We start from the raw sequence: 12,801 nt of genomic DNA, 5'->3' as shown, positions 1-12,801 counted from the left end.
CTCAGGGCTTGAGGCCGAGCCGTCTGGCAAGCCGGTGCAGGTTGCCGCCGTCCATCTCCAGTGCTCGGGCGGTGGCGGCCCAGTTGCCGTGCTGGGCTGCCAGGGTCTGCTCGATCAGCCGGAGCTGAAAGGCATCGGTGGCCGTGCGCAGCCCCATGCCAGCCGTCATCTGCTGCGGCGCCTGTTCCACAGGAATGCGGCTGGATGAGGGGGCGCTGCCGGTGGCAAGGTTGAAGTGGTGGCAATCCAGCGCCGGGGCCTGACTGCCCTGCTCGGCCCGCGCCAGCACGGCGGCTCTGTGGATGGCGTGCTCCAGCTCCCGCACGTTGCCCGGCCAGTCATAGCTGCCGAGCAGTTGCAGCGCATTGGGCTGGATGCGCAATCGCTCCAGCCCCAGGCTGACCCGGCAGCGTTCGCAAAAATAACCGGCCAGCAGGGGGATGTCGTCCGGCCGCTCCCGCAGGGCGGGGGCGTGGATCGGGAAGACGCTCAGGCGGTGGTAGAGATCGCTTCGAAATTGCCCCTCGACCACCGCCTGTTTCAGATCCCGGTTGGTGGCGGCCAGGATGCGTACGTTCACCTTGAGGGGGGTGTCGTCACCGATGCGCTGCAGATCGCCGTATTGCAGCACCCGCAGCAGCTTGGCCTGCAGCGACAGGGAGAGTTCGCCGATCTCGTCCAGGAACAGGGTGCCCTTGTCGGCCAGTTCGAACTTGCCCGCCCGGTTGTGAATGGCGCCGGTGAAGGCCCCCTTCACGTGACCGAACAGCTCGCTCTCCGCCACCGATTCCGGCAGGGCGGCGCAGTTGAGATAGACCAGCGGCGCGCTGGCACGGGGTGAGCCCTGATGCACCGCCTTGGCGATCAGCTCCTTGCCGACTCCTGTCTCCCCCAGGATCAGTACGTTCAGCTCGGAGCTCGCCACCACGTTTATCTCGTGGCGCAACCGGTCCATGGCCGGGGAGCGGCCAATCATCTCGGGCTGGCCCGGCCCATTCTGGGTGGAGGGGGCGAGGGGTTCGCTGCTCTGGCGGGCGAGCCGTTCCAGCAACAGGGCGTTGCTGAGGGCGGCGGCGGCCAGGGCGCCCACCAGCCGCAGCTCCTCGTCGCTGATGCCGTCGAACTGGGTCGGGTTCATGCCATCTATGGTCAGGGCGCCGATGAGCGTCTGATCCGAAAACAGTGGCAGGCCGACGCAGGCGTGCACCCTGAAGTCGTCGTGATCCGGGATCAGGCCGTCATAGGGGTCGGGCAGGTTGCTGTCGGCGGGGAAGCGCACCACGTCACCGGCACGGGCGATGGCCTCCATGCGCGGATGGTCCGCCAGCGCGAAGCGGCGGCCCAGCACGTCCTGCATCAGGCCGTCGATGGCCAGCGGTATGAACTGGCCCCCCTCGTAGCGCAACAGGGCCGAGGCGTCCGAGTGCAGCAGGCTGCGCACGCTCTGGATCAGGCGGTGGAACCTGTCCTGATGGGAGATGCCGAGTTGCAGGTCGAGGGCGATGCGCGCCAGGCTGTCGGTTGAAATCACGAGAATTGTCCAAATGACAGTGTCTTTGTGTTTTTGACTATGATTGGTAGTTGTCTAAATGACAATGCCTGAAATCTGTTTTCTATAAAAACAATGAGTTATGAGTTGGCATGTCAACTGCAATAGTCCGTTCAGTCGCACATTCGCTATTGCATTCTGAGGAACAACTTGATGACCATTCACGTCAAAAACAACATTCACTGGGTCGGCCAACGGGACTGGGAGGTGCGCGACTTTCACGGCACCGAGTACAAGACCCACAAGGGCACCAGCTACAACAGCTATCTCATCCGCGAAGGCAAGAATGTGCTGATCGATACGGTCGATCACAAGTTCAGCCGCGAGTTTGTGCAGAATCTGGCGGCCGAGATCGATCTCGCCTCCATCGACGTTATCGTGATCAACCACGCCGAGGAGGATCACGCCGGCGCCCTGACCGAGCTGATGGCCCGCATCCCTGGCACCCCCATCTACTGCACCCACAACGCCATCGACTCCATCACGGGCCACCATCATCATCCAGAGTGGAATTTCCACCCGGTCAAGACCGGCGACAGCCTGGATATCGGCAACGGCAAGCAGCTGGTGTTTATCGAGACCCCCATGCTGCATTGGCCCGACAGCATGATGACCTACATGACGGAGGACGCCGTGCTCTTCTCCAACGACGCCTTCGGCCAGCACTACTGCGACGAGCACCTGTTCAACGACGAGGTGGATCAGGTTGAGCTGATGGAGCAGTGCCAGCGTTACTACGCCAACATACTCACCCCCTTCAGCCCGCTGGTGACCGCCAAGATCAAGGAGGTGCTGGGCTTCAACCTGCCGGTGAGCATGGTGGCAACCTCCCACGGCATCGTCTGGCGCGACGATCCCACCCAGATCATCCTGAAATACCTGGAGTGGGCCGACCACTACCAGGAGGATCGCATCACCCTCTTCTACGACTCCATGTCCAACAACACCCGCATGATGGCCGATGCCATCGCTCAGGGCATCCATGAGGTGGACCCCGGGGTGGCGGTGAAGATCTACAACGTGGCGCGCCACGACAAGAACGAGATCCTGACCCAGGTGTTCCGCTCCAAAGGGGTGCTGGTGGGCTCCTCCACCATGAACAACGTCATGATGCCCAAGGTGGCGGGCATGCTGGAGGAGATCACCGGCCTGCGCTTCAGAAACAAGCGCGCCTCGGCCTTCGGCAGCTATGGCTGGACTGGCGGCGCCGTTGACCGGATCCAAACCCGGCTGATGGATGCGGGTTTCGATATCAGCATCTCCCTCAAGGCCAAGTGGCGCCCGGATGGCTCGGCGCTGGCCCTGTGCCGCGAGCACGGTCGCCAGCTCGCCCGCCAGTGGGCGCTGCACCCGCTCGAGGCGCTCCGCCCGATCATCACAACTAGCGCCGCAGCGGCTCCGGTAGTTGAGGCAGGAGTTGTGGTTGAGATGAGTGTCCCAGCTTCTGCTGGTGTGGTTGAGGTGGGTGTCCCCGCTTTTTCTGGTGCGATGGAGATCCCGGCATCTCGCGGCGTGGCCCCGATCACCTGCGAGCAGGACGATGACCAGCCCATGCTCTGCACCGTCTGCCAGTGGATCTATGACCCGGCCCTCGGTGAGCCGGATCAGCTGGTGGCGCCGGGTACCCCCTGGGCCCGGGTCCCAGACAGCTTCCTCTGCCCCGGCTGCGGCATCGGCAAGGAGGTATTCGAGCCCTGCGCCGTGGAGGCCTGTGTATGAAGGCTGCGACTCTGAGTGAGGCCGGTGTCAGCCGGGAGATATTGGTGATCGGCAGTGGCTTCGCTGCCCAGCAACTGGTCAAGAGCCTGCGCAAGCTGGATGCCGAGCAGCCCATTCGTCTCATCACAGCCGACAGCGGCGACGAGTACAACAAGCCGGATCTCAGCCACGTGGTGAGCCGAGGTTGCACCGCAGCGGCCATGACCCGGCTGAGCGGCAGCGACTTTGCCGAGCAGCAGCGCATCGCGTTGGTGCCCCACTGCCCCGTGCTTGGCATCGATCCCGCTCGTCATATTGTGATGACCGGGCAGGGGGCGTTTGCCTATGGTCAGCTGGTGCTGGCCACCGGCGCCAGTGCGGCCCGCCCCGACCTGCCTGGCAGTGAGCAGCTGGTGACCCTCAACAGCCAGCAAGAGTACGCCGCTGCCGAGGGGCCAATCCAGCAGGCCCGCCGCATCATGGTGCTGGGGGCGGGACTGATTGGCTGCGAGCTGGCGATGGACATGGCGAGCGATGGTCGCGAGGTCACTCTGGTGGATCTGGCCGACAGCCCGCTCAGCGCCCTGTTGCCGGCAGTGCTGAGTCAGCCATTGCAGCAGGCACTGCGCAGTCAGGGAGTGAAGTTGCAACTGGGTCAGGGTATCGCTGAACTGGGCCTGCTCGAGCCCGATCGGCCCCAGGGTGGCTGGCGCGTCACCCTGAGTAACGGGCGCGTCAGCGAGCAGGATCTGGTGATCGCCGCCATCGGCCTGCGGCCGAATCTGGTACTGGCACAAGCCGCCGGGCTGGCGGTCGAGCGCGGCATCCTGGTCGACGACAGCTTGCAGACCAGCGCTCCCCATATCTTCGCACTGGGTGATTGCGCCCAGTGGCGGGGACAGCTGCTCCCCTTCCTGCAACCCATAGTGCTGGGGGCCAATGCGCTGGCGCGTACCCTGCTTGGCATGCCGACCCCACTGACCCTGCCGCCCATGCTGGTGAAGGTGAAGACGCCGCGTTATCCCTTGCAGCTGGCGGGCCGCACCAAGGGCGAGGATCTCACCTGGCAGTGCCGCTGGAACAGCCAGGGCATGGTGGCCGAGGCACACGGCGAGGATGGCGAGCTGTGCGGTTTCGTGGTGGGAGGTGATCAGATGAGTGCCGCCTTCCCGCTGCTGCGCCAGTTGCCCCGTTGATTCATTGATAACACCAGGTCGGGTTGACCCGGCCACTTGAGGAGAATTGCTATGTCCATGCAACTTATTCCGTCTCACTGGGTGGTGCGTCGTTCCACCCCCTTCTTCACCCGCAAGAATGTGCCCCAGGCCCTGCTCAGCCACCACAACACCGCGGCCGGAGTGTTCGGCCAGCTCTGCGTGATGGCGGGCACAGTCACCTATCACGGCTTTGCCGACGAGCAGGCCGAGGAGCCCGAAGTCAGCCTGGTGATCCGGGCCGGGGAGTTTGCCACCAGCCCGCCCCAGTACTGGCACAGGGTCGAGCTGTCGGAGGATGCCCGCTTCAACATCCACTTCTGGGCCGAGCAGGCAGAATCCGATCAGCCCCTGTTCAACAGCCGCAAAGGGTGAGAACGGGTGGGGGCCAATCCGGGTGAATGGCCCCCTCTGCCCATGCAGATCAAAATAATCAACTCAGATGTTGGTTATTCTGTGCCCCTGAGTCGAATGAGTGCTGTGGGGGAAAAATGAGTGTGTTCGAAGCCGTGACCCTGGCCTGTGGCCTGGTCTATCTGGCCCTGTTGCAATGGCAGGCCGGGCCCGGCTGGTCATGGCGCCTCTCCCTCGGCTTGCTGCTCGTCGGCTGGTTGGTGGCGGCGGATCTCACCCTCTGGCTCGCACTGGGGCTGGTGGTTGGCACCCTCAGCCTGTTTCATCGCTACAAGCCGCTACCGATGCCAAGCGAGATCAACAGCCAGCCGCTGCGGGAGTGGACACGTCATCTGCTGCTGCTCTGCTGGGGGTTGGTGACTGTGCAGTATGGCCTGCATATCTGGCAGCTGGGGCAGGGGATACCTCCCTGGCTGGTGCGTCCGGACGTGGTCGACGGCTTCCTGCCCATCGCCGGCGGGCTCGGGCTGCGGGCCTGGCTCAGTCAGGGTATTGTGGATCCCCATCATCCGGCGGCCACCATCACGGTGCTGGTGCTCTGCCTGTCGGCCCTGCTGCTGGGGCGGGCCTTCTGCGCCTGGTTCTGCCCGATCGGGCTGGTGGGTGAGTGGCTGTATCGTCTGCGCAGTCGATTGATGGCGGGGGAGTGGACGCCGCCGAGCTGGCTCGATGCCGTGCTGCGTTCCCAGAAATTCCTGGTGCTCGGCTTTTTGCTCTTCATCATTCTGCTGGCGGTGCCCGCTGCCGCCCTGCCCGGCTATCTCGCCAGTCCCTATCATCAGGCGGCGGACATGAAGATGGGTGCCTTCTTCTTCAATTTGAACCTCATCTCCGGCCTGTGTCTGGGCTGGGTGCTGCTGCTCACAACCCTCTTTCGGCAGGGCTTCTGCCGCTATCTCTGCCCCTACGGCGCCTGGCTCGCCCTGCTGGGCTTGTTGACCCCGCTGCGTATTCGCCGTGATCCCGCCAGCTGCCTGCGCAGTGCTGGCCATGACTGCGACAAGTGCAGCCGGGCCTGCCCGTCCCGCATTCAGGTACATCAGCTGATCGCGGTGCGCAGTCTGGAGTGCAGCAGCTGCATGAGCTGTGTCGCCGCCTGCCCCAAACGGGCCGATGCGTTGCACCTTGGCAGCAAGGCGCGGAGGATCACTCCTCGCTGGCTGCTGGGTCTGCTCTGCCTGCTGTTGTTGATATTGCCGCTGCTCTCCTACGGCCTGCTGGATATCTGGGTCAGTCAGACACCGCTGGCGGTGCGGGCCCAGCTGCTGCAGCTGTTGCCCCAACTGGCTCATTGAGCACCGATGAGCCAGTGGCAGGTGCTCCTCTGAGGGGCGCCGGGCTGTCTGAGGATGCATCCGCATTTGATACCTGAGGGGTAGCAGGGTAAAGTCCCTTCCCCGACATGATGGCCCTGCTGCCATGTCGTGCCGGCAGCTAGCCCTGGTCACACCTTGCTTCGCTTTCGAAGCAGCAAGCACTGGGCGCCGGCAGCATAGATGAGCGCGATCTACCATGACAACCGGCGTAGCAAATGCAACGGTCCGCGGTCGCGACCAGATCCACAATCGTCTTTGGAGAAGTAAATGGGACAGAAACCATCTTTGGTGGGCGGGGCATGCATCATTGCCGGCGTCTGTGTGGGGGCCGGCATGCTGGGCTTGCCGAGTGCCGGGGCGGGTGCCTGGACCATCTGGTCCATCCTGGCCATTACCCTGACTATGGTGGTGATGACGGTCTCCGGCTGGATGCTGCTGGAATCCTATCAGGGCTATCCGCTGCGCGTGTCGTTCGATACCGTGACCCGGGAGTTACTGGGAGAGAAAGTCAACGCCCTCAACAACATCACCGTCTACTTCGTCGGTGGCATACTGCTTTACGCCTACATCACCTCGGCCGGTCTCATCATAGATGGGATGACGGGGATTGGCAGCCACTGGGCCTCAGTTCTGTTCACCCTGGGCTTCTCCTGGCTGGTATGGCACTCGACCCGGGCTGTGGATCGCATCTCGGTCGTGCTGGTCATCGCCATGGGGCTGAGCTTCGTGTTCGGCATCTCAGGTCTCTCCCTCAACATCAAGCCGACCCTGTTGTTCGATACCCTGAGCGAGCACGCCAGCTATGCACCCTATGCGCTTGCCATGCTGCCGGTGGCACTGACCTCGTTCGGTTATCACCACTCTGTCTCCTCCATGCGCGCCTATTACGGTGAGGAGCGCCGCGCCCGTTACGCCATTCTCGGTGGTACCGCCATAGCGCTGCTCTTCTACCTCATCTGGCTGGTGAGCGTGTTCGGCAACCTGCCACGCAGCGAGTTCGGGCCCGTGGTGGCGCAGGGCGGCAACGTCGACGTGCTGCTCAAGGCCTTGGCTTCGGTGATCGAGTCGGAGGCCGTCTCCAGCGCCCTCAACCTCTTCTCCATGGCCGCCATCCTCTCCTCCTTTATTGGTGTGGGTCTGGGTGTGTTCGACTATCTGGCGGATCTGTTCAAGTTCGACAACAGTCCCAAGGGCCGCGCCAAGTCATGGGGCGTGACTTTCCTGCCACCGCTGCTGCTCTCCCTGCTGTTCCCGTTCGGTTTCCTGATGGCCATCGGCTACGCCGGCGCCGTGGCGACCCTCTGGACCTGCATCATACCGGCGCTGCTGGCCTGGAAGGTGCGTGCCGGCAAGAGCGAGCAAGGCGGTAAAGGCGACGGCTTCCGCGCGCCGGGCGGCCTGCCGATGATAGTGGGGGTCTTGCTGTTCGGTGTGCTGACCGCCCTCTTCCATCTGCTCAATATGGCGGGTCTGCTGCCTGTCTATACCGGCTGATCAAGCCTGGCCAGCCCCGCTTTTACTTGTGGGGATCAACAAAGCGGCGCCTTCGGGCGCCGTTTTGGTATAAGGCCAGTGCCCCAGTCTTCCCTTGCATCCTGCCCATGCGCCCAGCAAGGGCACACTTCGCTCGCCATCGAAGCGTTGCTGCGGCATCCCCCTTAATCTGCTGATTCTTATCGCAAAGGAGAGGCAAGGATGTACGATATTCACGTGATGTTGTCCGATAACCCGGGCTCGCTGGGGCAGTTTGGTCTCTTGATGGGGCGGGCAGGCATCAGCCTGGAAGGGGGTGGCATGTTTACTGCGGGTGGCGCAGGTCATGCCCATTTTCTGGTTGAGAATGGTGCCAGGGCGGCCCGAGCCGCAGAGCAGGCAGGTCTGGAGGTGGTCGCCGTGCGCGAGGTGCTGGTGCGTCGTCTGAAACAGGAAGTGCCGGGTCAGCTTGGCGCCATTTGCAGCGCCTTGGGGGATGCATCGGTCAACATCATCATCCTGTACAGTGACCATGCCAACCAGCTGATACTGGTGACGGATGATATCGACAAGGCCCGCACTGTCACGGCCGAGTGGCAATAGCAACGACGAGCAGAGCGTAGCGATATGAGCGAACAGGACACCCTTGAACAAGGTCTGGCACAGGTGGCGGCCGCCATTGCCGACAGTAGTCGCGCCCGCATGCTGTGCGCCCTGATGGATGGCCGTGCCTGGACGGCCACCGAGCTGAGCACGGTCGCCGAGGTGTCGGCATCCACTGCCAGCAGTCACCTTGCCATGCTCCAGCAGCAGGGACTGACGGCCTGTGTCCGGCAGGGCAAGTATCGCTACTACCGTATCGCGAATCATGAGGTGGCGAGGGTGGTGGAGCAGTTGATGGGGCTGGTAGACATGGGCGCCGGTGCGCTCAGGAGCAAGACCCCGGAACGACTGCGCTTTGCCCGCACCTGTTATGACCATCTGGCGGGCGAGCTGGGGGTGAGACTCCATGACAGCCTGATTGCCCGAGGTTGGCTGGACGCCAGCAGTTATGCCCTGACTCCTGAGGGGGAGCACCATTTCGCGCAGCTTGGGGTTGATTGTCAGCCGAGTGGCAAGCGCCACTTTGCTTGCCACTGTCTCGACTGGAGCGAGAGGCGCATGCATCTGGGAGGCGAGCTGGGAACCCGGCTGCTTGCCCATCTTTTGGACAAGGGGTGGCTGGTGCGAGGACTGGGAAGTCGTGAGCTGATCCTGACCGCCCGGGGCCAGCGGTTGCTGCAACAGCAGTTCGGCGTTGTGCCACTGTAATCTGCCATTCAGCTGGTTTGGGCTATAGTTTGGTTCTCTTTGGAGCCTGACTGTGGAGATGGCTATGGCATGGACTATCGATGATTCTCAACCCCGGATCCTCTACAACAAGGACAAGCATGTTGCTGTGACCCCGTCAGCCATGAGCAAGTATCACGAATGGCGGCGGGAGATCGAGCGCGGCTCGGATCCCAAGAGTGCCGCCGGCAAGGTTGGCGATATGCACTACGAGCAGCTGAGCGGCAACAACAAGGGGGTCTACACGATCCGGCTCAGTCAGGAGCACAGGGTCGCCTTTACCATCAATGGCACCCTGCAGCAGGTCAAGGTGATCAGCATTGGTGGCCACTTCCCACCGAGTTAGTGTGAGGGGATGTGCTGCAACAAGAAAAACGGCGCCCTTTGGCGCCTTTTTTGATGATGAAAACTAGCCGTTCGGGGGGCTTCTGATGTCGAACTCAGCGGTAGCGGGCTGCGGTGATGAATTGGCCGAAGGTTTCACACCAGACGATCACGCTGCTGTAGCGGGCTGGATCGATGCTGGCGGGCAGTGGCACGATAAAGTTGTCGAAGGTTTTGACCGGCCCAACGTGCACCATCTGCGCTTTCAGGCGGGAAAAATCCGCCTCGGTTTCGACAAATTCCGGTGATAGATAGAGCTGGTAATCGGGCCCAGGTGCCAGTTGCCCCATCAGGCTGACGGCGTCGGGCTCAATGCTCACCTTGCCTTCCCCCCAGTGCAGCCGATCGCTGTCTTTGAGATCCCGACGAAAGGTGCCGCTGAAACTGGCCTGCTGCTGGCTGGCCGCTACCGCTTCACTGCTCGGTGCGGGTGGGGCGATCAGTATGGGCAGGGTATAGATGCCGGCGGCAAATCCCAATCCCCCGATCAGCAGATGAGTCGCCAGCAGCAGGGCCAGGGTCTTGCGTTGCATCATGTCTCTCTCCTTGATAAATGGATGACAATGCCGCTAGCAGCGGTATCCCCACAGACGGGTCACGCTGCTCGCTATCATGCTCCCGGGTAAGGTGAGCGATGGGGTGGATTATGATGATCGATGGCGGGGCCGCTTGCCTGGCTCACCTCTCCCGCTTTACTGAAGGGCATCAAAGTCCACGGGGGGCAGTATTTCGAAACCGGGTTTGGCAAACAGATAACCCTGCATCAGGTCTATCCCCATCGCCTGCAGACATGCCATTTCATCCCGGGTTTCTATTCCTTCCGCCAGGGGGGTGATGTTCAACTCCTCAAAGAGGGCGAGACAGTGGCGCACAATGGCCTGGCGGACCTTGTCTTTATCGATCCCCCTCAACAGATGCATATCCAGTTTGATGATGTCTGGCAGAAAATCTGCCAGCAGATTGAGACTGGAATACCCGGCGCCAAAGTCATCCATCGCCGTCTTGAAACCGAGTGCCTGATAGTGATCCACTATGTGGCGAATATGCTGGTTATCCGCCACGCGCTCCACTTCGGTGAACTCGAACATAATCTGCTCGATGGGAAACTGGTGCTCCCGCGCGGCTTGCAAGGTGGTGCGGATGCAGCGCTCCGGACGATAAACCGCATTGGGCAGGAAATTGATGCTCAGCATTCCCTGCATCTTGAGTTTGGCCGCCAGTGCAATGGCTTTGATCCGGCAAAGCTGATCAAAGCGGTAGCGATTGTCATCGTTGACCCGTGAAATCACTGAGTGGGCGGGTTCGTTATTGATCCCCCTGACCAGCGCTTCATAGCCAAATATGGTACGGGTACGACAGCGGATTATGGGTTGAAAGGCCATGGTGAAATCGAAGCCGAGATCCCCGCTTTCCTGGCACTGCTGGCACGATAGCTGGGGGGGAGCAGAAGGTATGTCCATGCTTTCCTCATACAGGGGGACTGGTGAGCCGGAGCGCGATATCAAGCCTATATCCAGCCTCAAATGATAACAAGCCTGGATGGCGCCCGGAAAACGGTCTGCCAACAGGTGAATTTGCTGCCATTGAACACTAAACGCTATCTGCCGGAAAGAGGCCAGGCTGGTTGCCAGGGTGTGCTCTCTTGCAGTGCTTGTTGTTGATAACGGACTATGGCGCCTTCCTGTTTCATCTGGCGGATAACGAGCGCCAGCTGGGCCACCAGGGTTTTATGTCTCTCGTGCAGATACACATATGAGTCAAGGGTATCCATGATGCCTGCGGAATAGATCCTGGTGCCGGCTTCAGACCTGGTGATCTGCGCGGCTATCGCCTGTCTGGCTACCATGGTTTGCTCAATATAGAGATCGCTGCGCCCCTTGAGCAGTTTGCCCATTCCCTGATCCACAGTGCTGATATCAAACAGCTGGGCGGGCGCCACCACTCTGGACAGTGCCAACTCTGGCAACTTGGCCCCGCGGCGGTATTCCACCCGATAAGAGGTGCCGAGCAGGCTGCTCCACCCCTTGAGCTGAATACCCGGAATGGCGGCATACGCCTCATAGGAAAGGGTGAAGTGGGATTCGGGGACTTTCAGCAGGTGGCGGGTTTGCAGTTGATATTCGGTGGCACGATGTATCTCGCCATCGACCTCGCCGCTTTCGGCCATATGGGGGGCTCGCCCGCCCGGGTAACCGGCATAGATGAAGTCGTAGCCAAGGCGCGCAAAGGCATCCTGATAAATCAGCTTCAGCCAGCGGCCGTACATGGACTCCTTGGTATCCAGCGAGCTCACCAGGGTGATGGTGCCTTTGGTCGGTGCGCCCATTACCAATGAGACGTGCAGCAGGAGCAGCATGGTAGAAAAGAAGAGGCAGAAGCTGGGTCTCTGCAGCATGAATTTCCCTGATGGTCAGCGGCTATTAACAGGAGGTTGTTTTCATCATCCTAGCCCACGGCCGTCGCCGATTCAGATTTTTCGGGGGTGAACCGTGCCTGAAAAAGTGACGAGTGGGCCAGCTATGTTACGCCCGGTCACGGCTCGGCGCGACTGGTGCGATCAGGCTCGGCAGGACATGGAGGGGGAGTGAGTTGTAGGTGGGTGTCCCAGTTTTGGTCAGCTTTGTGTCGTGGTGATCGGGCGAGCGTACCGGCACACCCGCGCTGGACTCAGGGCCTTCATCGCGGAGAGAATGCCGGCAAGCCTTTTCATCACAAGGGAACATGATGCTGATTATCTTCAGTGGTTTGCCGGGCTGCGGAAAGAGCACCATTGCGCGAGCCTTGGCCAAGCGGTTGGGGGCTGTCTATCTGCGCATTGATACCATAGAGCAGGCCATTCGTGACGCTGAACGGACGGGTGAAGAGATGGGGCCCGCCGGGTATTTCGTTGCCTATGAGCTGGCCAGAGAGAACCTGAAACTCGGGTCAATCGTCATCACGGATTCCGTTAACCCCATCCAGCTCACCCGGGATGCTTACCACGACATCGCCCTCTCGGTCGGGGTGCCCTGTCTCGATATAGAGGTCGTCTGCTCCAACCCTAAATTGCACCGCGAACGGGTCGAGAGCCGGACGGCCGATATTGCGGGGTTTGCGTTGCCGGATTGGCAGGCGGTGCTCGACCGCGATTATGAACCCTGGAGCAGGGAGCGCCTGATACTGGATAGCGCCACCCTGTCGGTAGCCCAGAGCGTGGAAAAGATTGTCGCCGCGTTGAGGTAGAAGGAAGTTCGATTGCACTTCGCCAATCGAACGTCAGGGCTATTCTAGTTTGCCTAAAATAGCCTTATATAAAGATCTATAACTCACGCATCATTAGATGGCATGACACCGCTGGTGTGAACTATGCCAGTACCGCTTGTAGTTCTAATCGCCTGTTGTTTCGGATGTTGTACAATTTTCTATATTCCAGTTTGATGTGTGT

Annotated in this window: 13 protein-coding genes; 9 read left to right on the top strand and 4 right to left on the bottom strand. The window is 61.2% G+C overall.

Going from position 1 to position 12,801, the window contains the following annotated elements; all coding sequences use genetic code 11:
* Position 1: 1 nt before the first annotated feature.
* The gene (norR, locus tag ONZ54_RS22180) at positions 2-1,531 is read right to left on the bottom strand and encodes a nitric oxide reductase transcriptional regulator NorR (protein WP_271787182.1); all 1,530 of its coding nucleotides are present in this window, start codon (positions 1,529-1,531) and stop codon (positions 2-4) included.
* A 171-nt stretch (positions 1,532-1,702) separates the two neighbouring features.
* Between norR and norV the strand changes: the two genes are divergently transcribed.
* The 8 genes from norV (at position 1,703) to ONZ54_RS22140 (ending at position 9,339) form a co-directional block, all read left to right on the top strand.
* Positions 1,703-3,268 carry an anaerobic nitric oxide reductase flavorubredoxin gene (gene norV, locus ONZ54_RS22175; RefSeq protein ID WP_271787181.1) on the top strand — a complete coding sequence of 522 codons (1,566 nt, stop codon included), beginning with the start codon at positions 1,703-1,705 and terminating at the stop codon, positions 3,266-3,268.
* Positions 3,265-4,443 (top strand): NADH:flavorubredoxin reductase NorW, encoded by a 1,179-nt coding sequence (norW, locus tag ONZ54_RS22170; protein ID WP_271787180.1) that lies wholly within the window; start codon positions 3,265-3,267, stop codon positions 4,441-4,443. The genes norV and norW overlap by 4 nt, the downstream gene beginning before the upstream one ends.
* A gap of 51 nt (positions 4,444-4,494) precedes the next feature.
* Entirely contained in the window at positions 4,495-4,836 is a 342-nt protein-coding gene (locus tag ONZ54_RS22165) for a TehB family protein (RefSeq protein WP_271787179.1), read from the top strand.
* 116 nt (positions 4,837-4,952) lie between these two features.
* Positions 4,953-6,170: a 4Fe-4S binding protein gene (locus ONZ54_RS22160; protein ID WP_271787178.1), complete on the top strand. Its 1,218-nt coding sequence runs from the start codon at positions 4,953-4,955 to the stop codon at positions 6,168-6,170.
* Positions 6,171-6,458: 288 nt separating this feature from the next.
* Positions 6,459-7,685 carry an aromatic amino acid transporter gene (locus tag ONZ54_RS22155; RefSeq protein WP_005320619.1) on the top strand — a complete coding sequence of 409 codons (1,227 nt, stop codon included), beginning with the start codon at positions 6,459-6,461 and terminating at the stop codon, positions 7,683-7,685.
* Positions 7,686-7,886: 201 nt separating this feature from the next.
* Entirely contained in the window at positions 7,887-8,267 is a 381-nt protein-coding gene (locus ONZ54_RS22150; protein ID WP_271787177.1) for an amino acid-binding protein, read from the top strand.
* 24 nt (positions 8,268-8,291) lie between these two features.
* Positions 8,292-8,975, top strand: coding sequence for an ArsR/SmtB family transcription factor (locus ONZ54_RS22145; RefSeq protein WP_271787176.1), 684 nt, complete (start codon positions 8,292-8,294; stop codon positions 8,973-8,975).
* Between the two features lie 64 nt (positions 8,976-9,039).
* Entirely contained in the window at positions 9,040-9,339 is a 300-nt protein-coding gene (locus tag ONZ54_RS22140; protein ID WP_021139539.1) for a toxin, read from the top strand.
* 94 nt (positions 9,340-9,433) lie between these two features.
* Here ONZ54_RS22140 and ONZ54_RS22135 read toward each other — a convergent pair whose 3' ends face one another.
* The 3 genes from ONZ54_RS22135 to ONZ54_RS22125 form a co-directional block, all read right to left on the bottom strand.
* Positions 9,434-9,910: a DM13 domain-containing protein gene (locus ONZ54_RS22135; RefSeq protein ID WP_271788319.1), complete on the bottom strand. Its 477-nt coding sequence runs from the start codon at positions 9,908-9,910 to the stop codon at positions 9,434-9,436.
* Positions 9,911-10,069: 159 nt separating this feature from the next.
* Positions 10,070-10,837, bottom strand: coding sequence for an EAL domain-containing protein (locus tag ONZ54_RS22130; RefSeq protein WP_271787175.1), 768 nt, complete (start codon positions 10,835-10,837; stop codon positions 10,070-10,072).
* A gap of 137 nt (positions 10,838-10,974) precedes the next feature.
* Positions 10,975-11,772: a hypothetical protein gene (locus ONZ54_RS22125; RefSeq protein ID WP_271787174.1), complete on the bottom strand. Its 798-nt coding sequence runs from the start codon at positions 11,770-11,772 to the stop codon at positions 10,975-10,977.
* A 329-nt stretch (positions 11,773-12,101) separates the two neighbouring features.
* On the opposite strand from ONZ54_RS22125, the gene ONZ54_RS22120 reads away from it, so the two are divergent.
* Positions 12,102-12,599 carry a P-loop nucleotide/nucleoside kinase family protein gene (locus tag ONZ54_RS22120; RefSeq protein ID WP_334312742.1) on the top strand — a complete coding sequence of 166 codons (498 nt, stop codon included), beginning with the start codon at positions 12,102-12,104 and terminating at the stop codon, positions 12,597-12,599.
* The last annotated feature ends 202 nt before the right edge of the window (positions 12,600-12,801 follow it).

Origin of the sequence: Aeromonas salmonicida (assembly GCF_028355655.1) — a bacterium.
GTDB lineage: Bacteria > Pseudomonadota > Gammaproteobacteria > Enterobacterales > Aeromonadaceae > Aeromonas > Aeromonas salmonicida.
The sequence above is the reverse complement of the archived record's forward strand: the minus strand, read 5'-3'. Positions and strand labels throughout refer to the sequence as shown.